Below are 22,077 nucleotides of genomic sequence, written 5' to 3' on the forward strand. Positions count from 1 at the left end.
ACGGCACAGGCCGTCCCGTCGCTTGCTGTTCAAGGGGCAGGCTTATTTCGCCTGCCAGGCATACCAGCGCGTGGCGATCTCGTCGCGGTGCTCCGCCCAATAGTTCATGTCGAGGTTGATCTGCCCGTCGACATGGGCGTCCGGCAGCGCCTTCACCGCATCGGCCGGCATCTCGGCCTTGGCTTTGGTGTTAACAGGCGCATAGCCGCTGGCTTCGGCAAACTTCGCCTGGCCGGCCGGGCTGCTCGCCGCGGCGAGGAACTTCATCGCGGCGTCCTTGTTCTTGGCGCCCTTCGGCACCACCAGCACGTCGGCCGCCGTCAGGTTCTGGTTCCAGGAGACGCCGACATCGGCGCCGTCCTTCTCCAGCGCGAAGACGCGGCCGTTCCACAGCTGGCCGAACGTCGCTTCGCCGGACGCGATCAATTGCTGCGACTCCGCGCCGCCGCCCCACCAGACGATGTCGGACTTGATGGTGTCGAGCTTCTTGAAGGCGCGGTCGAGATCGAGCGGATAGAGCTTGTCGGCCGGCACGCCGTCGGCCAGCAGCGCGATCTCGATGACGCCGGGCGCCGACCATTTGTAGAAGGTCCGCTTGCCCGGGAATTTCTTCGTGTCGAACATGTCGGCCCAGCCGGCCGGGTCGCCCGAAACGGCGCCCTTGTTCCAGGCGAGCACGAACGAATAGTAGAAGCTGCCGACGGCGTGATCGGTGGTGAAGCGCGGGTCGAGATCGGCCTTCGGCACTGCGGCGAAGTCGATCGGCTCGAGTAGGCCATCCTTGGCCGCCTTGATGGCGAAATCCATCTCGACGTCGACGACATCCCAGTTGACGCTGCCCGCGTCGACCATCGCCTTCAGCTTGCCGTAGTCGGTCGGGCCGTCCTGCATGACCTTGATGCCGGATGCGGCCGTGAACGGTTCGGCCCAGGATTTGGTCTGCGCTTCCTGGGTCGTCCCGCCCCAGGAGGTGAACACCATGTCCTCGGCCCTTGCGGCCGTCGTTGCCAGAAGTGTCGTTGCGAGAAGTGTTGTTGCAAGAAGGCGGGCAAGGACGCCGGTGGTGATCAGTTTCATGTCGTTCTCCTCTGTTTGTTTTCGTTGTTTTCTGTTTGCGACCGGCGTTTTCGCCTTGATCGCGTTTCCCCGGCCTGCGGCGGCTACCGCATGACGAAAGGATCGGGAATCGGGTCGTCCGAGGTGCGTATCCACACCGATTTCGAACGCGTGTAGTCGCGGATCGCGTCCATGCCACCTTCGCGGCCGAGGCCCGACTGGCCATAGCCGCCAAACGGAACCAGCGGCGAGACGGCCCGGTAGGTGTTGACCCAGACCACGCCGGCATGGATGCCGCGCGCCATGCGATGGGCCTTGGCGAGATTGGTGGTGAACACGCCGGACGCCAGGCCGAACGGCGTGTCGTTGGCAAGCGCGAGCGCCTCGGTTTCCGTATCGAAGGCGAGCACGCTGAGCACCGGACCGAAGAGTTCTTCGCGCACGCAGGGCAGGCCGGTGTTGTCGTTGGCATCGATGATCGTCGGTGCGTAATAGAGGCCGCTTTCGTGGCCGGTGGGCCGCTCCCCGCCGGTGACCAGCCGTCCGCCCGCGGCAAGGCTTGCCATCACGATCTTCTCGATCCAGTCGCGCTGCCGGGAGGTGGCAAGCGGCCCCATTTCGGTTGCGGGATCTTGCGGGTCGCCGATCCGGATCGCTTCTGCCTTGCGCTTCAACCGGGCGAGGAATTCGTCCTTCACCGAACGCTCGACCAGCAGGCGCGAGCCGGCGACGCAGCTCTGGCCGGTGGCGGCGAAGATGCCGGCGACGACGGCGTTGGCGGCACTGTCGAGATCGGCGTCGGCAAACACCACGACCGGGCTTTTGCCGCCCAGTTCGAGCGTCGTGTAGGCGAGATTTTCCGCCGTGTTCCTGACGATCTGGCGGGCGGTTGCCGGACCGCCGGTGAAGGCGACACGAGCGACGAGCGGATGGCTGGTCAGGCGCTGGCCGCAATCATGGCCGAAGCCGGTCAGGATGTTGACGCTGCCGGCGGGAAAGCCGGCCACATGGACGAGTTCGGCGAAGGCGAGCAGCGGGGCAGGGCCATCCTCCGAAGCCTTGAGGACGACGGTGCAGCCGGCGGCCAGCGCCGGCCCGAGCTTGACGGCGGACAGGAAGAGCTGCGAATTCCACGGCACGAGCGCGGCGACGACGCCGATCGGCTCGGGCCTGATCGTCACTTCCATATCCGCCTTGTCGATGGGGACGAACGCGCCTTCGTTCTTGTCGGCCAACCCGCCATAGTAGCGGTAGTAGTCGCCGACATAGGCGATCTGGGCGCGGGTCTCGCGGATGATCTTGCCGGTGTCGCGCGTCTCGAGTTCCGCCAGCCGGTCGGCATTGGCGACGACGAGATCACCGAGCAGCACCAGGAGCTTGCCGCGCGCCGTTGCCGTCATCGCTGCCCATGGGCCGGAGCGCAGCGCAAGGTGGGCGGCTTCGACGGCGCGATCGACGTCATCGGATGACGCAGCAGGCATCCTGGCCCATGCCGTGCCGGTCGACGGGTCGATGCTGTCGAAGGTCGCTGCCGCATCCTCGAAGCTGCCGTCGATATAGTTCCTGAATTGAGCGGTGCTCATCGCGATCCCGCTTTCGGTTCGGCAAAAGCCGGCATCACCCTGTCGATGAAGAGCTGCAGCGATTTCTTCTTGCGCTCATGGGACAGGCCGCTGTCGATCCAGATCGAATACTGGTCGTAGCCCAGCGCCTCATAGGCCTTCAGCCTGGCGATCACCTCGTCGGCTTCGCCGATGACGAGGTTCTGCCGGATCTTGTCCGGCGCATATTGCGGCATGGCCGCGATCTCGGCCTCGCTCAGCGGCTCCAATATGCCCTGGCGCACCGGCTTCTTGTTCTGGAACCAGGCGCCGAACTGGCAGTAGAATTGCGACAAATCCTGCACCAGGCGATCGGCATCGGCCGCGTCCTCGGCAACGAAGGTGTGCATCAGCAGCATGATTTCCGGCCGCGCTATGTCGGGGTGGGCAGCACAGGCGGTGTTGAAGCGCTCCATCAGGCTGGCCACTTCGCCGTCGCCGGAGGCCAGCGGCGTCACCTGCACATTGCATTTGCTGGCAACGGCAAAGTCGTGCGAGTTCGGATCACGCGCTGCCACCCAGATCGGCGGATAGGGCTTTTGCAGCGGCTTGGGCGACGACGTGGTCGAGGGGAACGACCAGAACTCGCCGGAGAGTTCGAAATCGCCATCCCACAGGCCGCGGATCGCCGGCACCATCTCACGCATCCGCTGGCCGGCTCCCCAGGCCTCGAGGCCGGGAAAAAGCCGCTGGTATTCGTAAGCGTAGGCGCCGCGCGCAATGCCGATGTCGAGGCGGCCGCCGGAGATGACGTCGGCCATCGCCGCTTCGCCGGCAAGCTTGATCGGGTGCCAGAACGGCGCGACGATGGTTCCGGTGCCCAGCCGGATGCGCCTGGTCTTGGCGGCGAGCCAGGCGATGTTGATGAACGGGTTCGGCGAGATGGTGAATTCCATGCCGTGATGCTCGCCGATCCAGGCGGTCTCGAAGCCTGCCTCTTCGGCCTGCACAACCAGCTCTTCCAGCTCACCGACAAGCTCGGAATGCGGCTTGGCCAGATCCGAGCGCTCCATGTGGACGAACAGCGAGAATTTCATCAGCGTCACCCGCGACCGGAAAGAAGAACTGGCTTGGCGAGCGGCCGGACTTCGCCTTCGACCTCGTTGCCGACATAGACGCCGAATGCATCTTCCGTGCGTTCGCGAACATAGCGGGCAAGCATCGAGCGCACCGCAGGGTCGGCGATCCTGAGATCGGTTATCTGCTCGATGTCGACAAGCCGGATCCGTCGATCATCGGAACACTGGCCGTCGATCGTTCCGCGATAATAGACATGCGTGCGCGACGGAGCGGCTGTGTCGTCCCAGACGGCGAACAGGAAGCCGAGTTGCGCGTCGATAGTCTTGGCGGCAAGGTGCCCCTTGAGGCTGCGCGGATCTTTCGGCGTGCCCAGTCCGCGTCCGGCCGGCAATTCGTGGAAGCCGTCGGATGTCTCGAAGAACAGCACGCGGCCGTCATTCTCGAGAATGGCGCCGACTTCCGTGTCCGGGGGTGCGGCCGCCAGCGCCTCCTGGCTGAGGCCGGGCGTCACATAGGTGCCCCGGCAATAGCCGAGCGGCTGTGCTCCATTGTGGCTGAAATCGCGCACGCGGCCGATCAGGATCGAGTGATCGCCGGCGTCGACCAACTGCTGCATGGCGCAATCGAACACCGCGACGGAACCGTCGATCAGGGGATTGCCGGTCTGTCCCGGTTGCCAGGCCACGCTCGCGAACTTGTCGGCGGCCTTGGAGGCAAAGATGCCGGACTGGGCTTTCTGGCTCTCCGACAGGATGTTGATGGCAAAGCCCTTCGACGTCGAGAAGGCGCTGTGTCCCAGCGCCTTCTTGGCGATGCAGACAAGCACCAGCGGCGGATCGAGCGAGACCGAGGTGAAGGAGTTGGCGGTGAAGCCGCGCGGCTCGCCTTCCGCACTGACCGTGGTGACGATGGTGACGCCGGTCAGGAAGGAGCCGAGCGCGCGCCGGAATTCGCCGCTGTCGAAGGCGGGATCGGCCTGCGGCGTCGCGGCTTCGGCGTCAAGAAAGGCGCTGATGTGTCGAGTCACTTTTTCGGGCGAAGCCATTGCCATCATGTGCCTTTCTCCGCTGAGCACCAGGCATTGACCGTGCGGCGCGAGCCTCGCCATCGCCGCCGACATGGAAGGGGTCGAATTGCCGTCGTCAGACCCGGTCATGAACAGGGCTGGTGCGGCCAGCCCGGCCAGGGCATCGGCATGCTGGGCATCGGCATGGGCAAAAAGACGATAGGTGCGCGCGTAGCCCTCCGGGTCGACGCTTTCAAGAGCCGCGCGGGCGGTGGCGGCCGCCCCCACCAGGCTCTCTGGCAGCGGGTCGCCGAACCAGCGGGCAAGCGTTGCCGCGATGGCGGAAGGATCGCCATGCGTGCCGAGCGCCGCCGCTCGCTGGCGCACGGCCTGCGCCAGGGCCTCGGGTCGGCGGAACACCGCGTTGAGGCAGACGATGGAGCGGACGCGCGACGGCGCGCGAAGGGCGATTTCCAGGGCGACCAGCGCGCCCATCGAATGGCCGACGATCGACACCGAGGCGAGACCGAGATGGTCAAGCAGACGCAGCGCCTGATCGGCGAAATCCGAAAGGGCGGCATGTTCCGGCGGCAAAGGTGAGGTGCCGTGGCCGAGCATGTCGATGGCGATGAGGTCGTGGCGGTCTCTCATCGACGCGATCTGATCCTGCCAGATCGTTGCGTTCATGCCGACGCCGTGAATGAGCAGAACCGGCGCGCCGGAGCCGGCGCGGATGAAACCGGTGCCGTCCGGCGCCGTGTTGCGAACCCATGCGGGGGCGGCGACATCAGCCATGCAGGTCTCCCACCTCCTTGAGGTCCTGATAGCGGTCGCCGATACGGTGATGCGGGCGGCCGCCGATCGAAGCGCCAAGCGCCACCACCAGTTCGTCGGGGGCGGGGGCGTCGCCGATCTGGAAATGCACGGTCAGATAGTGCGAGCGGCGGCCCTCGTCGTTCTTGTCCATCAGCGGGATCATGATCGGCGTGTTCGGCCCGCCGCGCAGATTGGTGAAGGCGAGATAGGTCTTGGCGCCCACCGCTCGACGATAGTGATTGCCGAAATGCAGCGTATGGATCAGCGCCGACGCATGCTCGATCTCGCCCGCCGTGCCGCAGATGGCGGCCTTGCCGTAGCCTTCGATCGCCTCGCCCGAACCGGCGACGGCGATGATCTCGCGCGTCAGCAGTTCGCCGAGGACGGGAGCGATGGCGCGGATCTCAGGCGACAGATCGTCGGTGAAACCACGGCCAGCCCAGGGGTTCGTCAGCACCGCGGCCACGCCGATCAGGCGCAACGGCCTGGGTGCGGCCTTGCCGCCCTCGATAAGCGTGTTCTCGATGTAGGTGGCAGTCTTTCGAATGGCCGGTTTCATCAGCAGTCCTTGGTCGCGATGGCGCGGTGCAGCGCCGTCATCCCTGTATCGTCTTATGGTATACCATGCTATGGAGCGCCAAGGACCTTGTCAATCGGCTGCGGAATCTGTTTTGTGGCGGCGCAAGCGAAGGCGGAGAAAAAATGTCAGACGATACGCTGCGGATCGACCGCTCTGCCAAGACGTTGCGGACGCTGGCGCTGGAACGCATGCGCGATGCGATCATGGGCTTCCACTTCCAGCCTGGTGAAAGGCTGGTCGAGCGGCCGCTTTGCGATCAGCTTGGCGTGAGCCGTTCCGTGGTGCGCGAGGTTCTGCGGCAATTGGAGGCGGAAGGCCTGGTGCAGATGATACCGGGCCATGGACCTGCCGTCGCCAAGCCGGATCTCGGCCGCACCGATGAAATCTATGAACTGCGGGCGCTGCTGGAGGGGATCGCAGCGCGGACTTGCGCCTTGTCGGCCACCGACGCGCAGATCGCCTCGCTCGATGCGGCCTTGACGAACCTGCTCGACGCCTGGGCATCAGGCGCGCCGGTCGAGGTGATGCGGGCGACGACCAAGTTCTACGAAACGCTGTTCGGGGCGGCTGACAAGCAGATTGCCTGGGAAATCGTGACGGGGCTGAATGTGCGCATCAACCAATTGCGCTCGATGACCATCGCGTCGGAGAACCGCCGCGAGCCGGCGATCGCCGAAATGACCGAAATCATGGATGCCATCCGGTCGCGCAAGCCGGACGAGGCGGAAGCAGCGGCCCGGCGGCACGTTGAATCCGCCTGGCAGATCGCACGCAACACGCTTCGCCTTGGCTGACTGCGAACGCCGGCGCGGCTGGTGTATCAGGCCTCACGCGCGAGACTGACCACCAGCTGATCGACACCGGGGTCGTCGAGGCTGACGACATGCGCCATCTGCATCGCCCGTCTCATGCTGATCCTGGTGACGTCCTGGCGCATGATGACAGACACGCAGGCTGGCCCCGATCCGGTCAGGACCAAGGCGCTGCCGACCAGAACCGGCTCCGAGATGGGGGCCCACTGCACGGTCATGATCGAAGGTTCGGCGGTCTGGCGGCGGTTGATGCCGCTGAAATAGATCCAGTTCAGGCGCGAGATCGCCACGCCGTAATGGTTGCCGGGCACTCTCGCGCCGCCCTGACCATCGCCCGGGGCCCACCGCGTCACCCGCCTGAAGGTGACCAGCTCGGCCTCGCGCCGCACGAAGGTGACCGAGCGCATCAGAAGGTCGGGGTGGCCGGGGACCGAAAAATAGGTGAAATAAGTGCCGCCGGCGATGGCGGGCGAGGGGGGACGCACCATGTTCTCATACAGTGTCTGGCGCAGCGATGCGTGGCCGTCGTCAGCCCCTGCTCCGGCTGCGGGCTCGCGATACAGCTCATTCTCGTCGATCTTGAAGTAATCGCAGATCAGCCTGGCGGTGGCCTTGTTGGGAATGGCCTTGCCTTGCAGGTAGCGTTCGAACTGGGTGCGGTTGACGCCAAGCTCGCGGCACACCGCGCTCACCGAAGCGTGGCGCTGGATCAGCCGCCTGAGGTTGGCGGCGAGATTCTCGCGAATTGGCACGACATCTTCCCCGCGACAGACGTACGAACCATTTATTCAAGCGATAGCTTATATAGGGCAATCTCTCACACGGCGAAGATGGCGCAAAGAGGGACCTTTGGCCAATGCCGGAGCCGGCGGCGCGAAGACTGTACGTTTTTGACAGTTTGGCTATGCAAGTCTTGCAAATGGGCGTATTTTGATAGCAAGAGCGACCTCAGATCGGCCTCTCGACATCCTGTGATGGAGGGCGGTTTGGATCATACCGACCTGGTCGAGCTTCTGGACTACACTCAAGCGCAATTGAGCAAGATACGCCAGGCGGTCGCGGCGAGCGACCATGCCGGTGCCATGTTTGCCATCGATTGCCTTGTCGGCGCGGCGGCCGAACAGACGAAATGCAAGCTCGCAAGCCTGGAGCATGCCGGGCTGCCGATTGGCCGGGATGCATTTGAAGGCGGTGCGCCACCGCCCGGCAAAGCGTCGGGCAAGCCAGGCGGCAGCCGCTCCTGATCAGGCCGCGCTGATCTCGCCGATCAGCCTGACATATTCGGCCTCGGGTTCGCCGTAACTGCCATTGGCGAGCTCAATCAGCCCGGCGCGGTCGCGAATGACGATCTCGCCCCGGCGTGCCCGGATCAGTGCACGGCCTTCGAGCAGCTGGAGGGCGACGGTGACGCCCGGCCGCCTGACACCAAGCATGATGGCCAGGAATTCGTGGGTGATGGCGAGATGTTCGCCCGGCACCCGGTCGTCGCACATGAGCAGCCAGCGCGCCAGCCGCTCCTCGAGCTTCAGCCGCGCGTTGACGAGCGCGGTGCAGCCGGCCTGGGTCTGCAGCGCATTGACGAAGCGCAGCAGGAACATGCGCAAGGTCGCGCTTGCCGCCAGTGCCGCATTGAAAGCGCCGGCTTCGATGCGGATCGCATCGCCCTCGAGTTGGACATAGCAGGCGTGCGGCGCGCGGTCGTCGCCCATCACCAGGGAAGAGCCGGTCATGCCTTCGAAGCCGATGAAGCCCACTTCCGCCTCGTGGCCGCTCGCCGTGCTGGCGACCACCGAACCGATGCCCTGTTCGATGAAGTAGACGGCCTCTATCGGGATGCCGGGGGTCGCCAGCATCATGCGCAACGGCAATTCGCAGCGCCGCATATGCGGCTCAAGCAAGGCCAGATCATCCGCGGGCATGCGCCGCAGCAATTGATTTCGATATTGGTGATCTTTGTCGGGAGATTTCTTGCCGGAATCAGTCATGGCGCGGCCCAATGCAGGGCAAGAGCCATCCGATCTCCCAGCCGTCCGCGCCCGTATCGACGTGCCGACGATCGCCTACACATAGGGTCTTTGAACGAACAAACCTAGGAATACGATATGAAATGCGATGCACAGCGTCCCCCACTGCCGTTCGCATACGAAAAGATCGACTTCAACGTTAGTGTCGGAAACGTACCAAGCCCTTCTTGGTACAAAACCGACATTTTGCTGAGAGACGCCGGATCGGGTGATGGTCGATAAAATCCGCCGGCTAACGATCAGGCGCCATGTCGCGCCTGCCCTGCGAACGGCTTGAAAGCATGCCGAATTTCAGTGGGAGAATTGTACGGTTTTTACGGTGATGACGCTGATATTGACTCTCGCTGCGCGCGATTTCATTTTTGATCGACAGCGTCAGGCAAATGGGTCGCTGCTCCGAAAGGGGCTTCTCATGTCGAGCCTTAACAAGCGCAATCCCGGCTTCCATCCTTCCGATCTGCAACTGTGCCAACGCGTCTTTGATCGGGTCTGCTCCGAACGCAAACTTGACCCGAAGTCGAGCGAGCCGGACGTGCAGCGGCTCGCAGCCACGGTGTTCTCGCTTTTCGAGAATGGCTACAGCAATGAAGCCGAATTGCTCGACAGTTTCAGGCGGCCGCGGCAATGACCAAGGTCAGGGTCACGTCCTCGACACCGGGGACTGAAAACGAGCCTTACGACACGGCGGTCTTTGCCAGGAAACATGGCATGTCGGAGAAGGCTGCGGAGGTCGTGCTGTTCGCAAACGGACCGTCCAGAACGGCTTGTGACGCTGCCGCACGCTCCTTTATGGAAGCGGTCGCCCGCAGATCGAAAAAGCAGCCATGAACGCTGTCGATGCGCCTCGGCAGACAGGCGTTTCCATCCAGCCTATCGATGGCCAATGGGCCGTTCGGATCGTCGAGAACGGCGAAACCATACAGCGCCTGTTCGAGGAAGAGCAGTTCGCCCGGAACTTTGCGGCTGGTTAGCGGCTCCGCCTGTGGCTGCTGCCAATGAATGCCGATGATGCCGAGATCATTGGGTGCCAATGATCCCGGCATCATTGGCACCCAATGATCCGAAGGTCGGCTAGAGCAATTCCAGGAAAAGTGTGAAACGGTTTTCCCGGGAAAAGCGCATAGCGCTTTCCCTTGAGAATTGCGTCGAAACAAAGAGTTAGAGCGGTTCGCCGTTTCCGTGAAACGGTGAATTGCTCTAGGCCTCGGGCGCGGTTCGCGCTGCCTCTTCCTCGAGTTTGCCGAGCTTCGCCCTGATGTCTTTCGGGTCGGCATGCTCCAGCCCGACGACATCGTTTCTGGTGTCGTTGAGGGCGACGATGATCTCGTCGAGCTTGGCATGGATCGCGGCGGTGTCGCGGTAGCCCTGGATCAGCACGACACCGGTGATGACGATGGCCGCGACCGACAGCGCGTAGGTGACGGCATTCGTCAGGCCGAACGGTACCAGGGCGGTGCACACCACCATGGCAATGATCATGACGTAGAAGCCCGGCGGGCGAGACAGAAAATCAGCGGCTGCGAAAAGGAACTTGTTCATGGTGCCGACCAACCTTGCAAAATGCTCACAGGCGCTCATGACGTCAGCAAGTTCGCAAAAGGAATTTCGTTCCAGGAACCTAGGTGGCCTCCCGAAGTTTGGCTGACAGGAGGCCAGCAATGCCGCGTTACCAGATTGACGAAATGGACGCAGAGTCACTGTCTGCTTCGCACGTTGCCAGTGGGGCTACGGCACTTGAGGCGCTGCAGAAAATCACGGGCAAGGCCATGTCGCCGCGCGCCTTGCAAACCCACTGGTTCCGGGTGGTCGACGAAAGCGAGGGCAGCGTATTCCAATACAGCGTCGACCCGGAGCTCACGTCACGGCTCTAGTTCTGGGTGTCACTTTCCGCCGGCTTGCTGGGGCGGGCGCTGCCAGATTTCACGATCGGCAAATCTTTGCCAGGCGATTGAAGTTTTGACAGGCCTCGTAAATGACCGACGCGGCTGCCGGTGAAAAGCATTGATCAGGCGGCTACTTTTCAAGGCATATGTCAGGCTTCAAATTCCCGACCCGCTGTATCTGGCGGCTTCCTTCCACAATGCGAGCGCAACGGCAGGTGTCCGTCCCTTCACCTCATATTTGCGATCCCGGTAACTTCCCGCTGCAATCCATACGGTCTTTGAGCGTCGGTAAATCATAATGCCTCGTGCGCTCGCCCAATTGCACAGTTTTTCATCATTCCTATACATCGCCTCTGCTCCCGTTACCCCATCGAGTTCTTCGATGCATCAAACGTGCCACAATTACGTGTAGCTAATGTTACATTTGCCTTGGTTGTGCTGCTACTAGCGGCGGCGCATAGTTTGGATCGTGCGCAAATAGGCGCGAGATGCTTGTCGGATGCGGTGCGTTGGGAGCGTCACTCCAACTCGATAGTCTTGCGTGTCGCTTTTCGGGCGCCAGGCTTGCGCTTTGTCATGGCGGTCCCTGTCGAGATTGGCGCCTCTGAGGAAAGCCGCAGTTCTCGCAGCCGGGCCGTCTTTGCCTCACGCGCCTGACGTTCGATGGCGATGATGGATTGAGCCTCGCGGGTGGCACGTTCAATCCGGTCTTTGTCCTGAGGCAGTCTGGTCAAGGAAGTCTCTCCTGTCTTTCGATGGCACCCAAAATGCTGGCCGGGAGAAAACGTTCCGACCCGCAGCGCCTGGGTACGAAAAAAACATCATCCCGCTCCGATCTCATTTGTTGTTGAGCGCGTGCGCAAAGCCGCTATGTGCGAGGGGTCACCGGCCACGAAACGGGCGCTGGTGCTTGAAAGTGTGATGTATTCCCGCCCCGCCGGGAGACATCGGATGGAAGACGACCAAGGCCCCAGCGGCGTGATATCCGCTGCCTGAAGCGAAATGGGCGGAACATGCCACGGCGATGACGCGCGAACTCACGGGCAATCTCGACGTCGGCGCCGGCGTCATCGAATGGATCATCCGCAAGTGAGGCCGCCAGTCCCCATCGACCTAGTGCACGCCGCAGACCTAGTGCACGCCGCAGACCTGGTTCACGACAAAGCCGAGGGTCACCTGGCGATGGTGACGCTGGGTCTGTACGCCACCCTCAAGGGCCTCGCGGCTCCTGTCGAATTGCTGGCCGAGGCTTTAACGCTCAAAGCCCCTATGGATGCTTTCTCTGGAGGGTGTGGCGACGAATTAGCGGAGGGATCCGCTACATTTGCTTGAGGGAAGCGCGATGCTCCGTCGCCACGCGAACCAACTGTCTCGGCAGAGGATGGTTCCGCGATTGCTCGCTTGTCTCCACCGGGCGACGGAGGGATTCGTTCCGCCCCCGGGTATTCAATACCGGGGCCGTTTATCGGAGACCACGACAAGCCTCCCCCCAACATTTTGGCATCGTTTGCACACCAGCTTCGATGCCAACCGCTTTTCGGTGATGAAATCATAGTGGGTGCCGTAGATCTCGATCAGGCCATCGAGATCCAGCGAACGCAAATGACCGCAGCGCGCATTGCCGCAATATGCACTGAGGCCCATGCCTTGTTCACGAAGCTCACCGAGCCTGGTGGGCAGCGCGACTGGAATCAGGATATCTTCGGACATTGCGGGGTTCGCCACCACCACGAGAATGGGTTTTCGAAACTCGGCCCGGTCAATGTCGCCGATCGCGTGGACTGCCTTTTGTTCTGCGACACCTATAAGGGAATCGATCTCTTCCATTGCTTCGATATGGCCGCGAACAGACAAAGCCCTTCGCAGCACATGCAACGCATCTCTCGTTTCGCAAAGTGTCGTCCGCAAGGTGAGAGGCATTTTCGCGCTCACTTCTTCATGTAGCTGTCGGGGAGACAATCGGCTTCAACCGCTGCCGCAATGAAGGCTCGATGGACGTCCCTTGTGCTGCAACATCCCACTCTTTCCCCCACCAGGGCAGCAAGCGCAGCCAGAAACATTGGCCCATCGGATGGCCAGCCATCCGCCAAAGCGTCGGCCATTTGAGGAAGTGTGCAAAGGACGGAGATGGTGCCGTCACTTCTTTCGATGGGAATTCCGGAAAACATATTTGGCTGGTTGACTGTCATCGCATAGCTCCCGCTGGGGCGGGAGAACGGTAATCTCTCTCAAGCACCAGCGCCCGTGCCATAGCTGATGACAGATTTACTTAACCACCTAAACAAGGTTACGTCTATTAACTATGACGCATTGGGCGAATAATATTCAATTATTCTCACTTTACGATTTACTTGCGGATAACAGTGCGATTCCGACATTTCTCCATCGAGTATTGGTACAGAACCGACAATGTTGAGCCGACCGGAGGCAACAGGCGCCGTGCCCGGTCATCAATCCCCCGAGCCGGTCTCTCCCAAAAGCCTGCTATATTCAGCTTCTGGCTCCCCATATCCACCATTGGCCAGCGCAATCAGTCCAGGGCGGTCCAGTATGATGACCTCACCCCGGCGCGACCGGATCAGAGCAAGGCCTTCCAATTCTTGAAGGGCGATGGTGACGCCTGGCCGTCTGACGCCCAGCATCGTGGCGAGAAACTCGTGGGTAATGGAAAATCGTACTCCCACCACGCGGTCGTCGCACATCAGCAACCACCGGGCCAGACGGCTCGCCAACCGCAGCCGCGCGTTGACAAGCGCGGTACATCCGGTCTGGATCTGCAGAGAATTGACGAAGCGCAACAGGAACAAGCGCAAGGTGGGACTGGTCGTCAGAGCCGCATTGAAGCTGCCTGCGTCCATGCGCATCGCTTCGCCTTCGAGTTGCACGAAGCAGGCTTGCGGTGCGCGGTCGTCGCCCATCACCAGCGAATATCCGGCCATCCCTTCATTGCCGATGAAGCCGATCTCGGCCTCGTGTCCACCGGGCGTGCGCGCGACGACCGACGCGATTCCGTGCTCGATGAAATAAACGGCTTCAATCGGCACGTCGGGCGTCACGAGGGGCATTCTCAGCGGCAGGGCTACCCGGTGCAAATCCGGTTCGAGCAGCGCAAGGTCCTCGGCGGTCATCCTTCGCAACAGTTCATTTCGGAACTGGTTGTCCAAAGCCAGTGCCTGGCCAGCGACAGTCGATTTTGGGATTTCGTAGTTCAATATGCAGCTCCCGCAGGGGCGGGAGTACGATCGGCACTCTCAAGCGCCAGCGCCCGTTAAAGTGGCCAGCGACGGGGAAGTGTACGCTTTCGACAATCCGATAGCGAGTCATTCCGTGCCGGGTTGCTATTCGGAATCTTTTCCCTGGAGGGGGCGTGGTGACGAATTGGCGGAGTCCTCCACCGCATTCGCTTGAGGGAAGCGCGATGCTCCGCCGCCACCCGAACCAACTGTCCCGGCAGGGGTTGGTTCCGTGAGTGCTGCCTCGACCGCCCACAAGGCAGGCCTCTGTACCGATGAGGTTTGGGGATCGACCTCGCCGAGCCATTCGTCGTAGCTGAAGCGCATAGCGGCAAGCAGTTCCGCGGGCATGTCCATGCCGCCTTGAAAAAGCTCCATGGCACGGCACCCGAGACGTTCCCTGGCCGGTTGGCCCGCGGCAATGCCGGCCTGGCGGCAATAGTCATCGAGCACTTTACCCAGGATCGAAAGCTGATCTGAATCCACTGACCCGTTGAAGATCATCGCGCTTCTCCCATCGTTGGGGCGAAAGCGCGATCTGCTCTTTCAAGCGCCAGCGCCCATTCAACGGCCAGCGACACGCGCACCGTATGCTTCCGACAATTGGTTAGCGAGTCCCGCGAACTGTCCGGAAGCGTACCAAGCAATTCGCGTAATTGTTCGCCTTGCGGTAACTGGGTAGCTTTGCAACGCGGCGGACCTTAGATGCCGCCTTGGCCGACGCGGGACCCGGCCCCCCGCCCAACCTAACCCCCGCGTCGGCCATCGATAGCGGTGCCTTCATTGGCGGGCCTTGCGAATGGGACGCTTGATGCCGAGAGACGAAATCGCCTAATGCCAAAAGACAGATTTGAGTGCCTGCAGGAAGCGCCCGGCAGCTGGATGGTGTGGGACCATACGGGTGGAGCGCCGGCAAGGCTCGGCGGCGTCGAGTTGCGAGGCCAGGACAAGCACCGGGCGGAGATCGCGCGCGACATCCTCAGGCGGATCTTTCGGACTGGCCGGGATGTCGACGCCGCGAAGAGCGACCCTTCGGACGCATGAGGCGCAACCAGGTGCTGCGTGTTCCTGCGCGGCGCCCTCTGCGCGCAGAAGACCCGCCACCGACGCAAATCGTGACAGGTCTCCCGGAGTAGACCGGGCGTCCCACCGCCAGGTCTATTTTCAAAACTTCACGGCGGGACAATTGTTCCGCCAAACCGGAAACCAGTGCGTTCCATGGGGATAAAAGAAACCCCGCCGGCCGGAGCCTGACGGGGCATTTGATTGGAGGTGTTCCGGATCGAATGGGAGACGATCCGGGGGAAGAACGCAAAGGCCGCGCAAAGGTTCCGGACGGTGCTGAAGTACATCGCGGGAATGCCCTGTGGTGGCGTCAGCCTGACGGGCCGATCGGGCCCGATGACGGGATTGCCTGCGCCGTCAAGGCCGACAGTTTCTGCCGTTTGACCAGCACCGGCTTTTCATAGGTCTTCTTCATGGTTTGCCTCTCAGTAGAGTTCGATTGCGGCAGCGTCGTCGCCGGCCGCGCTCTGTCAAGCTGAAGCGGCCAAGGCCGGCCAGCGACGAAACCTGCCTCAGTTCCTGTCGGCGGGTTTTGAGCGCATGCGCGAAACCGTCTCGCGTTCGGCGCGCTTGGAGCGCAGCGGCGGCAGGCCGCGGTCGATCAGGTCCATGTCCTCCAGCACCATGTCGCCCATGCGCTTGAAAGCGATGTCGAGCGCGCCGGCGCGATGGGCCGAGCGCAGGAAGCCGGGCAGGGCGCGCACGGGGTGGTCTGACGCCAGCGGCTCCTCCGGGAAGACGTCGCTGGCGGCGACGATGTGGCCGCTCTTCACCGCGGCCATCAGCGCGGGGAAGTCCACCACGCCGGCGCGGCTGAGCAGGATAAAGGCGGCGCCCTTGCGCATGCTGGCGAAGGCATCCGCGCCGAGAAAGCCCTGGTTCTCAGAGGTCACCGAGGCGACGACGAAGACGAAGTCGCTGGTCGACAGCACCGCGTCCAGCGAGGCCGGCTCGACGCCATTGTCGATGAGGATCGACGGCGGCAGCCAGGGATCGAAGACTTTGGTGCGGGTGCGGAAGCCCGACAGCAGCCGGTTCAGCGCACGGCCGAGATCGCCGAAGCCGATGATGCCGACATCGGCGCCCGACAAGAGCCGCGCCGTCAAATTGCCGTCGCCGCCCCACAATTCCCTGCCTTGCCGGAAGGCGAGGTCGGCATCGACGATGTTGCGGGCGAGGTTGAGCGCCATCGCAAGGCCAAGCTCGGCCACCGGCTCGGCGAACACCAGGCCGGTGGTGACGACATGGATGCCGCGCGCGAACAGCGTCTCGTAAGGCATGTTGTTGATGAGGTTGGTCTCGACATTGAAAACGCAGCGCAGCGCCTTCATCTGGTCGAGCGTGTCGGGTGAGATCGGCGGCTGGCCGACAATGTAGCGGGCTTGTGCCAGCACATCGGCCGGCAGGTTCGCCACGCCGTCGGCGGTGGTCTCGACGATGCGGTATTTCGACCTGAGGCGCGCCAGCTGCGGCTGGGTGAAGATGAGATCGAGCGTGCGCGGTTCCGGCGCGCTGATGACCAGCGGCAAGGCATTGTCTGACATGATGATTCCTCCCGGCGCGATCCGGATCGCGTTTTCTGGGAGGTAAATTACCTTCGATTAAACGATTTACAACCACGAAAAATCGATTTACCCATTTCTCCAGCGGACGAGAAATGCTGATGTCCGCATCTCGGGAGGAGGACCAATGGCGCGTCGGCAAGGCCAGCAGCGGCGTGCCTCAATCCATGATGTGGCAAGCCATGCCGGCGTGTCCGCCGCCACCGTCTCCAAGGTCATGGCCGGCGTCACCACGGTGAAGTCCGAAAATGCGCAGCGCGTCTTCGATGCCGTCGAGCTGTTGGGCTACCGCGTCGATCCGCTGGCTTCCGACATGCGCAGGGCCAAGCGCCGCATCATCGGCGCCATCATGCCCGAGTTCGAAAGCGAGTTCTTCGGCCAGATGGTCACCCAGCTCGAGAGCCTGGCCGAGCAGCGCGGCTACACGCTGGTGGCGGCGTCGAGCCGCGAATCCGAAGCGCGCGAAACGGAGATCCTCGCCCGCATGCATGACTGGCGGGTGGCCGGCGTGGTGCTGGCACCGGTGCGCAACGAGCATGGACCGGCGGCCGCATTCATGAAGGCCAACGGCATGACCGGCGTGCTGATCGACCGCGTGCTGTCCGACGACGCCTTCGACACGGTGTCGGCCGACAGTGCTGCCGCAAGCGCCGAAGTGGCGCGCGAACTGCTCGGCAACGGCCACCGCCACATCCTGGTCATCGGCCTTGGCGAGCAGGCGGCCACCGTGCGCGCCCGCCTCGATGGATTTCGCGCCACCGCGCTCAAGCTGGCGCCGGGTGTTCGCATCGACGTCGTGCTCGCCGAAACCGATGTCGAGCCGCTCAGGGCGCAGCTGCGCGACTATTTTGCGAAGGGAGAGCGGCCGACGGCGGTCTATTCGCTGTTCCTCAAGGGTACGCTGGTGGCGCTCTCGGAGTTCCGCCGACGCGGCTGGCACTGCCCCAACGACATTTCGCTGGTCGGCTTCGACGATGCCGAATGGATGCAGGTGACATGGCCGGCCATCGCCGCCGTGGTGCAGCCGGTGCGCCAGATCGCCGGCCACGCCATGGAGGCCTTGTTTGCCAGGATCGAAGGCGGGGAGGGGCCGCCGATCGCGCGGCTCGAGCCTTGCAAGGTTCTGATGCGGGAATCCGTTGGCCCGCCAGGCAACGGCCCGCATTCCGGGACGGCTCGCGGCACGTGACATCAAATGGAGGAAAACGAATGACCCAGTTCGTCCTGAAGATAAATCGATTTACTCTGGCTTCCGGCCTCGCGTTTCCGGCGCATGAACGGAGAGGCTACAGCTGATGAATGTTTTTGGATTGCACACATTCGCCATTGCCCCGGTCTGGGACCTCGACCTGATCGAGCCGCAGATGGAGCGGTTGAAGGTACTGGGCATCGGCCTGCTCGAAATCCCGCTGCTGCGCCCCGAGGAGATCGACACTCTGCGCACGCACGCCTTTGCCGAACGTTGGAATGTCGCGCTTATTCCGTCGCTTGGCCTGCCTGCTTCACTCGACGTGGTGGCGCGGCCGGACGAGGCGCTGGCTTTCCTCGAGCCGGCCTTCGGCGTGTGTGAGGCGGTGGGCAGCGAGGCGCTCGGCGGCGTCACCTATGGCACGATCGGCAAGACTTCCGGACGTGCGCCGATGGCTGAGGAAATGGACGGCATGTGCAGGTTCCTGGTCCGCGCGGCCAAGGCGGCCAAGGCGCATGGGCTGAAGCTCGGCATAGAGCCCTGCAACCGCTACGAGACGCATCTGATCAACCGTGGCATCGACGCGACGCGGATCATCGAGCGCGTCGGCGCCGACAACATCTTCATCCATCTCGACACCTACCACATGCATATCGAGGAGGAGAGTTTTGAAGCCGGCTTCCGCGCCGCCGCACCCTATCTCGGCTACGTCCATGTCTCCGAAGCCAATCGCGGCGTGCCGGGGCGCGGCATGCTCAACTGGGCGGCCTGCATGAAGGCGATATCGGACATCGGCTACAGCGGAGCCATCACGCTGGAAAGCATGAACCATGTCGATGTCGACATTGCCGGCGGGCTGGCCGTGTGGCGGCCGGTGGCCGACAATCCGGACGATGTCATCGAGGTCGGTCTGCCGTTCCTGCGCAAGGAGGCGAGGAAGGCCGGGCTGACGCTGGGGTGAGGGTGCTCCAACGGAGCCGTCACATGTGCCAGCGATGCAACAGTGCAGAATCGTTTGACCGAGGTGCTGCAGAAACGGTGTAAGAACCAGTAACGGCACAATTGACACGAGGCAGGGAATTGGTTCTGCTGGCGCCGTATCCAATGTGGAGGGGACTTTGCGGTGAAGAAATACGAGAAGCCAACTTTGCAGAAGCGCGACAGGCTTTCGGTCGTCACGGCCCAGACTGCCCCCTCGACACCTCCGCCGCCGCCCGCCTGAGCGGTTGGCGTCTGACGCATTCGCCTCATAAGGGCAATCAATAGGGCGCGATTGGCTGATCGCGCCCTATTGCATGTTGGCCACGGGCGCCTGCCGTTGTCCCAGATGCCGCATCTTGCGGCCAATGATCATCAGCCGGCGCGCCGTGTTGTTGCGCAGGCGCCGTACGCGCCATTCCAGCCCGGTTTCGATGGTGATCGACTTGGCATAGTAGCTCACACGCATACCGTCCTCATCGGTAGCCACCTTGACCGGGTCGTCATAGAAGGCATTGATCTTGTCAGCCGCCATGCCTGGTGTTTCCAGCCAGCGCGGAATGTGAACCGAATGGAGCTGGTCGACATCGGTCATCACCCGCCCGATGCCGACGCCCGGCGTTGGACACGTCGTGCAGAAAGCGTCGCCGATGAAGACGACCCCGTCGCGGCGATGGCCTTGCGTCGTATTCAGGCTGACCTGCCTGATCTCGACGGGACTTGCGACTTCGAAGTTGCCGCATAGCGCTGCTATCTCGGGCATCAGCTCGCAAAGCATCTTCTGCGGATCCTGGCGAAACGCCCTCGTCCACGGTTCGGCCACGGTGCGATAGACGAACATGTTCGCCCGCATCTTGTTGCCGAGAGGAAAGATGCTGATGTAGGCGACACGGTCGGCGGCCCGCCTGCCGTAGCAAGTAGCGGACTGATAGGCGAATTCACGCGGCGAGATGGCGAGATCGAATCCCATCGACAGCGAATGCGCCTTCGATTGCTCGACACGCTCGACCCCGACGGCGCGCCGCACCGCTTCGCCGTGGCCGGTGGCCACCACCAGCAGGCGGGCACTGATGACGGAGCCGTCGGCCAGCACAAGCCGCTGCCGGTCCGGTCCGGTCGAGATCTCGGTTACCTTGCCGACCGTCAGCGGCACTTGCGGCGGCAAGGCGTCGCGCAGGCCATTGATCAGCGCGCCATAGGAAAATGTGAATTCCGACTTCTTCTCATGCGCGAACAGCTGGCCGAGGCGGAAGACATGGGTATCGGTTGTTGAGGTGACGAGACGCTTGACCGTCGCATCGAGGCCGAGCTTTTCGAACAGCAGCATCTGATCCATGCCGATCTTCTCGGCCCGGAACTCGTCGTGGTGGACGCGGTGCGGATCGATCAGCGCCACCTTGCGCCCAGCTTGTCCCAACACCGTTGCCAAGGTGGTGCCGGCCATTCCGGCGCCGACGATCACCACTTCGACTTCGGTTTGGCCAGCCTCTGCGGTACTCATTTCGCTGCCCTTTCTGGTAGCAACTCCCGAGTGCAACTACGGTGGAAGATATCTCCCGGACCTAATTCAACCTCAAGCAACCGGAGCATGTATCTGGTAGTAACCAATGTTTAGGTTAATCGCGGACCCGTCGTTTCCAGCGCGGTGCGATCGCCGAGCCATCGATGAACTCAAAACCGCCTGCCTCGTTGAGCGTGTGAAGTTTGCGCCCATTCCATAGCGCACCTGGATTTAAGATGGTTTCAACGACTTGCTCCATGCCGATCAAATCAAGGTGAGAAATGCGTGCGATGCCGAGAGCCGCGCCATAGCTCCTGCGGCAGTCCTGAACCGGGCGCAGCAAGTCGTTGCCGCGCTTGACCATGCGCCCGGCCGGCCGCGCCGAGGCGATGTCGATCAGCACGGGATTGTTCGGATGCGGTGTCCAGGGGCCGCGAAAATCCGGCGCCGACCACAGATGCAGCGCGTCGGAGAAGGCGCCGCCGCCATCGCGGATGGTGCCTCCACCATCCCGGACAGTGGCGAACAGCCACCAGGCGCCGCCGTGCTCGACCAGGGTGGCGTCGCTGGCGATGATGCCGGACAGAAGCGTCGCCTCCTTGACCCATCCGCCGGGAAAGGCGGTGGCCCGGTAGAGATCGACCGTGCCGTTGGCGCAGCTTTCTGGCACCATCCAGACCTCGCCGTCGCGCTCGAAGACGAAGGGGTAGGAGAGATGGTAGGGCAGGTCGAGCACCGGCTCAGGGCGGCCGAGCGGGCCGGCCGGGCCGAAGGGCACGGCGGAGATGATGGCCCGGCCCAGCCGATGGATATAGTCCTCGACGAACAGGGTTAGCTGGCCTTGGCGAACGATCGGGAACGGGTCGGCATAGAAGCGGCTGCCGTCGTCCGGCAGCTCTTGCCAACCCGATGCCGGATGCGCGCGCAGGTCGAACAAATCGCGACCCTTGGTCTGCCGCCAGCCGACCTTCCAGTGCGGCGCGTTGTAGCAAAGATGGTAGATCTTCTGGACGATCCGCCGCGCCAGCGCCTTGCCGGCTCTGACGCCAAGCTTGCCGGCCGAAGGCATCGGCGGCGGGCTACCTGCCTGCGGCGGCTCGGGCAGGTCGGGCACGGACTTTGCCGCGCCTGACAGGGCAGCTATGATCAGGCTTGCCGTGCGCGCCAGCATGTCCTGGAAGGATGCGAGCGCGATGCCGCCATATTCGGTTCCCAGGCGCCCGGCTGCAATCGCAATACCGTTCTCCTCGATGCGGGCAAGCGGTGTGCGGCCGGCAAGGATCAGGGCCAGCAAGGCCGCTTCGCCGCTGGCGCCATCGTAGGTGACGCGCCAGACCCGCATGCCCTCCAGCATGACATCGCCGCAGAGGTCGATCACCAGGTCAGGCGAAGCAGAGGACTGCGTCCGGTAGGGGGCGAGCGTCGAAAGCGGCACACGCTTGCCCAGCCCATCATGGGACAGGCCGTGTATCGCCGTTTCGAGTTGAAACAGGGCCGCGGCGCTGCGCGGGATGCCGCCGCCCGCCGGCCTGATATCGACGGACAGCACGACATCGCCAAGCGCGGCAAGGCGTTCCAGCAGCGCGACATGGAAGGCGCGCACGCAATCGCCGTCCAGGCGCAGGCTTATCCGCATGTTGGGGACCCGAAAAGGCGGTGTCCGGCCTTGCCGGTCCGGTCAAATTGTAGCCCCATCCGCATACATCTCCGCTCGCTGCGCACTGAGCACCTCGGTATGTATATTTTTAAGC

Annotated in this window: 25 protein-coding genes; 7 read left to right on the plus strand and 18 right to left on the minus strand. The window is 62.9% G+C overall.

Annotated elements, in window-relative coordinates:
* Positions 1-42: 42 nt before the first annotated feature.
* The 5 genes from C8D77_RS06850 to C8D77_RS06870 all read right to left on the minus strand — a co-directional run bounded on the left by C8D77_RS06850 (position 43) and on the right by C8D77_RS06870 (position 6,058).
* Positions 43-1,077 (minus strand): ABC transporter substrate-binding protein, encoded by a 1,035-nt coding sequence (locus C8D77_RS06850; protein ID WP_109660474.1) that lies wholly within the window; start codon positions 1,075-1,077, stop codon positions 43-45.
* Between the two features lie 83 nt (positions 1,078-1,160).
* Positions 1,161-2,639, minus strand: coding sequence for an aldehyde dehydrogenase (locus C8D77_RS06855; protein ID WP_109660477.1), 1,479 nt, complete (start codon positions 2,637-2,639; stop codon positions 1,161-1,163).
* A complete protein-coding gene (locus tag C8D77_RS06860) occupies positions 2,636-3,694 on the minus strand; it encodes an LLM class flavin-dependent oxidoreductase (RefSeq protein WP_109661374.1) in 1,059 nt (352 codons plus the stop codon). Before C8D77_RS06860 ends, C8D77_RS06855 begins: the two co-directional genes overlap by 4 nt.
* Positions 3,695-3,699: 5 nt before the next feature.
* Positions 3,700-5,478, minus strand: a complete 1,779-nt coding sequence (locus tag C8D77_RS06865) for an alpha/beta fold hydrolase (protein WP_109660479.1) — start codon at positions 5,476-5,478, stop codon at positions 3,700-3,702.
* Positions 5,471-6,058, minus strand: coding sequence for an amino acid synthesis family protein (locus tag C8D77_RS06870; RefSeq protein WP_109660481.1), 588 nt, complete (start codon positions 6,056-6,058; stop codon positions 5,471-5,473). The genes C8D77_RS06865 and C8D77_RS06870 overlap by 8 nt, the downstream gene beginning before the upstream one ends.
* Before the next feature lie 143 nt (positions 6,059-6,201).
* Between C8D77_RS06870 and C8D77_RS06875 the strand changes: the two genes are divergently transcribed.
* Positions 6,202-6,873, plus strand: coding sequence for a GntR family transcriptional regulator (locus C8D77_RS06875; protein ID WP_109661376.1), 672 nt, complete (start codon positions 6,202-6,204; stop codon positions 6,871-6,873).
* 26 nt (positions 6,874-6,899) lie between these two features.
* Here C8D77_RS06875 and C8D77_RS06880 read toward each other — a convergent pair whose 3' ends face one another.
* Positions 6,900-7,643: a helix-turn-helix domain-containing protein gene (locus C8D77_RS06880; RefSeq protein WP_109660483.1), complete on the minus strand. Its 744-nt coding sequence runs from the start codon at positions 7,641-7,643 to the stop codon at positions 6,900-6,902.
* 234 nt (positions 7,644-7,877) lie between these two features.
* Between C8D77_RS06880 and C8D77_RS06885 the strand changes: the two genes are divergently transcribed.
* Entirely contained in the window at positions 7,878-8,135 is a 258-nt protein-coding gene (locus C8D77_RS06885) for a hypothetical protein (protein WP_109661379.1), read from the plus strand.
* Here C8D77_RS06885 and C8D77_RS06890 read toward each other — a convergent pair whose 3' ends face one another.
* The gene (locus tag C8D77_RS06890) at positions 8,136-8,810 is read right to left on the minus strand and encodes a Crp/Fnr family transcriptional regulator (protein WP_245951656.1); all 675 of its coding nucleotides are present in this window, start codon (positions 8,808-8,810) and stop codon (positions 8,136-8,138) included.
* A gap of 427 nt (positions 8,811-9,237) precedes the next feature.
* Between C8D77_RS06890 and C8D77_RS06895 the strand changes: the two genes are divergently transcribed.
* Positions 9,238-9,543, plus strand: a complete 306-nt coding sequence (locus tag C8D77_RS06895) for a hypothetical protein (RefSeq protein ID WP_164771723.1) — start codon at positions 9,238-9,240, stop codon at positions 9,541-9,543.
* Between the two features lie 46 nt (positions 9,544-9,589).
* On the opposite strand, the gene C8D77_RS38035 is transcribed toward C8D77_RS06895, so the two are convergent.
* Both C8D77_RS38035 and C8D77_RS06905 read right to left on the minus strand, forming a co-directional pair.
* The gene (locus tag C8D77_RS38035) at positions 9,590-10,069 is read right to left on the minus strand and encodes a hypothetical protein (RefSeq protein ID WP_215732038.1); all 480 of its coding nucleotides are present in this window, start codon (positions 10,067-10,069) and stop codon (positions 9,590-9,592) included.
* Between the two features lie 43 nt (positions 10,070-10,112).
* Positions 10,113-10,454 carry a low affinity iron permease family protein gene (locus C8D77_RS06905; protein ID WP_109661383.1) on the minus strand — a complete coding sequence of 114 codons (342 nt, stop codon included), beginning with the start codon at positions 10,452-10,454 and terminating at the stop codon, positions 10,113-10,115.
* Between the two features lie 119 nt (positions 10,455-10,573).
* Between C8D77_RS06905 and C8D77_RS06910 the strand changes: the two genes are divergently transcribed.
* Positions 10,574-10,786, plus strand: coding sequence for a hypothetical protein (locus tag C8D77_RS06910; protein WP_109660489.1), 213 nt, complete (start codon positions 10,574-10,576; stop codon positions 10,784-10,786).
* 530 nt (positions 10,787-11,316) lie between these two features.
* Here the strand turns inward: C8D77_RS06910 and C8D77_RS06915 are convergent.
* The 5 genes from C8D77_RS06915 to C8D77_RS38040 all read right to left on the minus strand — a co-directional run bounded on the left by C8D77_RS06915 (position 11,317) and on the right by C8D77_RS38040 (position 14,535).
* The gene (locus tag C8D77_RS06915) at positions 11,317-11,532 is read right to left on the minus strand and encodes a hypothetical protein (RefSeq protein ID WP_109660491.1); all 216 of its coding nucleotides are present in this window, start codon (positions 11,530-11,532) and stop codon (positions 11,317-11,319) included.
* A gap of 712 nt (positions 11,533-12,244) precedes the next feature.
* Positions 12,245-12,718, minus strand: a complete 474-nt coding sequence (locus C8D77_RS06925; protein ID WP_126069858.1) for a hypothetical protein — start codon at positions 12,716-12,718, stop codon at positions 12,245-12,247.
* Between the two features lie 8 nt (positions 12,719-12,726).
* On the minus strand, positions 12,727-12,987 hold the full coding sequence (locus C8D77_RS06930; RefSeq protein ID WP_109660497.1) for a DUF982 domain-containing protein: 261 nt from the start codon (positions 12,985-12,987) through the stop codon (positions 12,727-12,729).
* Between the two features lie 261 nt (positions 12,988-13,248).
* Positions 13,249-13,926 (minus strand): Crp/Fnr family transcriptional regulator, encoded by a 678-nt coding sequence (locus C8D77_RS06935; RefSeq protein WP_109660499.1) that lies wholly within the window; start codon positions 13,924-13,926, stop codon positions 13,249-13,251.
* A gap of 210 nt (positions 13,927-14,136) precedes the next feature.
* Positions 14,137-14,535 (minus strand): hypothetical protein, encoded by a 399-nt coding sequence (locus C8D77_RS38040; protein WP_215732039.1) that lies wholly within the window; start codon positions 14,533-14,535, stop codon positions 14,137-14,139.
* Positions 14,536-14,865: 330 nt separating this feature from the next.
* Between C8D77_RS38040 and C8D77_RS06945 the strand changes: the two genes are divergently transcribed.
* On the plus strand, positions 14,866-15,075 hold the full coding sequence (locus C8D77_RS06945; RefSeq protein ID WP_109660501.1) for a hypothetical protein: 210 nt from the start codon (positions 14,866-14,868) through the stop codon (positions 15,073-15,075).
* Between the two features lie 331 nt (positions 15,076-15,406).
* Here C8D77_RS06945 and C8D77_RS06950 read toward each other — a convergent pair whose 3' ends face one another.
* Together C8D77_RS06950 and C8D77_RS06955 are read right to left on the minus strand one after the other, a co-directional pair.
* Positions 15,407-15,511, minus strand: coding sequence for a putative RiPP precursor (locus C8D77_RS06950; RefSeq protein WP_109660503.1), 105 nt, complete (start codon positions 15,509-15,511; stop codon positions 15,407-15,409).
* 97 nt (positions 15,512-15,608) lie between these two features.
* Positions 15,609-16,640, minus strand: coding sequence for a hydroxyacid dehydrogenase (locus C8D77_RS06955; RefSeq protein ID WP_109660505.1), 1,032 nt, complete (start codon positions 16,638-16,640; stop codon positions 15,609-15,611).
* A gap of 145 nt (positions 16,641-16,785) precedes the next feature.
* On the opposite strand from C8D77_RS06955, the gene C8D77_RS06960 reads away from it, so the two are divergent.
* Together C8D77_RS06960 and C8D77_RS06965 are read left to right on the plus strand one after the other, a co-directional pair.
* Positions 16,786-17,847: a LacI family DNA-binding transcriptional regulator gene (locus C8D77_RS06960; protein WP_109660507.1), complete on the plus strand. Its 1,062-nt coding sequence runs from the start codon at positions 16,786-16,788 to the stop codon at positions 17,845-17,847.
* 106 nt (positions 17,848-17,953) lie between these two features.
* Positions 17,954-18,808, plus strand: coding sequence for a sugar phosphate isomerase/epimerase family protein (locus C8D77_RS06965; RefSeq protein WP_109660509.1), 855 nt, complete (start codon positions 17,954-17,956; stop codon positions 18,806-18,808).
* Between the two features lie 327 nt (positions 18,809-19,135).
* On the opposite strand, the gene C8D77_RS06970 is transcribed toward C8D77_RS06965, so the two are convergent.
* Both C8D77_RS06970 and C8D77_RS06975 read right to left on the minus strand, forming a co-directional pair.
* Positions 19,136-20,326 carry an FAD-dependent oxidoreductase gene (locus tag C8D77_RS06970; protein ID WP_109660511.1) on the minus strand — a complete coding sequence of 397 codons (1,191 nt, stop codon included), beginning with the start codon at positions 20,324-20,326 and terminating at the stop codon, positions 19,136-19,138.
* A gap of 115 nt (positions 20,327-20,441) precedes the next feature.
* Entirely contained in the window at positions 20,442-21,962 is a 1,521-nt protein-coding gene (locus C8D77_RS06975; protein WP_109660513.1) for a glucosamine inositolphosphorylceramide transferase family protein, read from the minus strand.
* Positions 21,963-22,077: the final 115 nt, after the last annotated feature.

The sequence above is a fragment of the Mesorhizobium loti genome, assembly GCF_003148495.1.
GTDB classification, from domain to species: domain Bacteria; phylum Pseudomonadota; class Alphaproteobacteria; order Rhizobiales; family Rhizobiaceae; genus Mesorhizobium; species Mesorhizobium loti.

Bases quoted from the DNA above. Each gene is read 5' to 3' on its own strand.
- C8D77_RS06965 (WP_109660509.1), top strand. From the start codon at position 17,954: ATGAATGTTTTTGGATTGCACACATTCGCCATTGCCCCGGTCTGGGAC.
- C8D77_RS06855 (WP_109660477.1), bottom strand. From the start codon at position 2,639: ATGAGCACCGCTCAATTCAGGAACTATATCGACGGCAGCTTCGAGGAT.
- C8D77_RS06870 (WP_109660481.1), bottom strand. From the start codon at position 6,058: ATGAAACCGGCCATTCGAAAGACTGCCACCTACATCGAGAACACGCTT.
- C8D77_RS06905 (WP_109661383.1), bottom strand. From the start codon at position 10,454: ATGAACAAGTTCCTTTTCGCAGCCGCTGATTTTCTGTCTCGCCCGCCG.
- C8D77_RS06895 (WP_164771723.1), top strand. From the start codon at position 9,238: ATGACGCTGATATTGACTCTCGCTGCGCGCGATTTCATTTTTGATCGA.
- C8D77_RS06970 (WP_109660511.1), bottom strand. From the start codon at position 20,326: ATGAGTACCGCAGAGGCTGGCCAAACCGAAGTCGAAGTGGTGATCGTC.
- C8D77_RS06955 (WP_109660505.1), bottom strand. From the start codon at position 16,640: ATGTCAGACAATGCCTTGCCGCTGGTCATCAGCGCGCCGGAACCGCGC.
- C8D77_RS06960 (WP_109660507.1), top strand. From the start codon at position 16,786: ATGGCGCGTCGGCAAGGCCAGCAGCGGCGTGCCTCAATCCATGATGTG.
- C8D77_RS06930 (WP_109660497.1), bottom strand. From the start codon at position 12,987: ATGACAGTCAACCAGCCAAATATGTTTTCCGGAATTCCCATCGAAAGA.
- C8D77_RS06910 (WP_109660489.1), top strand. From the start codon at position 10,574: ATGCCGCGTTACCAGATTGACGAAATGGACGCAGAGTCACTGTCTGCT.
- C8D77_RS06875 (WP_109661376.1), top strand. From the start codon at position 6,202: ATGTCAGACGATACGCTGCGGATCGACCGCTCTGCCAAGACGTTGCGG.
- C8D77_RS06935 (WP_109660499.1), bottom strand. From the start codon at position 13,926: ATGACCGCCGAGGACCTTGCGCTGCTCGAACCGGATTTGCACCGGGTA.
- C8D77_RS06890 (WP_245951656.1), bottom strand. From the start codon at position 8,810: ATGCCCGCGGATGATCTGGCCTTGCTTGAGCCGCATATGCGGCGCTGC.
- C8D77_RS06925 (WP_126069858.1), bottom strand. From the start codon at position 12,718: ATGCCTCTCACCTTGCGGACGACACTTTGCGAAACGAGAGATGCGTTG.
- C8D77_RS06865 (WP_109660479.1), bottom strand. From the start codon at position 5,478: ATGGCTGATGTCGCCGCCCCCGCATGGGTTCGCAACACGGCGCCGGAC.
- C8D77_RS38040 (WP_215732039.1), bottom strand. From the start codon at position 14,535: ATGATCTTCAACGGGTCAGTGGATTCAGATCAGCTTTCGATCCTGGGT.
- C8D77_RS06975 (WP_109660513.1), bottom strand. From the start codon at position 21,962: ATGCGGATAAGCCTGCGCCTGGACGGCGATTGCGTGCGCGCCTTCCAT.
- C8D77_RS06860 (WP_109661374.1), bottom strand. From the start codon at position 3,694: ATGAAATTCTCGCTGTTCGTCCACATGGAGCGCTCGGATCTGGCCAAG.
- C8D77_RS06950 (WP_109660503.1), bottom strand. From the start codon at position 15,511: ATGAAGAAGACCTATGAAAAGCCGGTGCTGGTCAAACGGCAGAAACTG.
- C8D77_RS06850 (WP_109660474.1), bottom strand. From the start codon at position 1,077: ATGAAACTGATCACCACCGGCGTCCTTGCCCGCCTTCTTGCAACAACA.
- C8D77_RS06945 (WP_109660501.1), top strand. From the start codon at position 14,866: ATGCCAAAAGACAGATTTGAGTGCCTGCAGGAAGCGCCCGGCAGCTGG.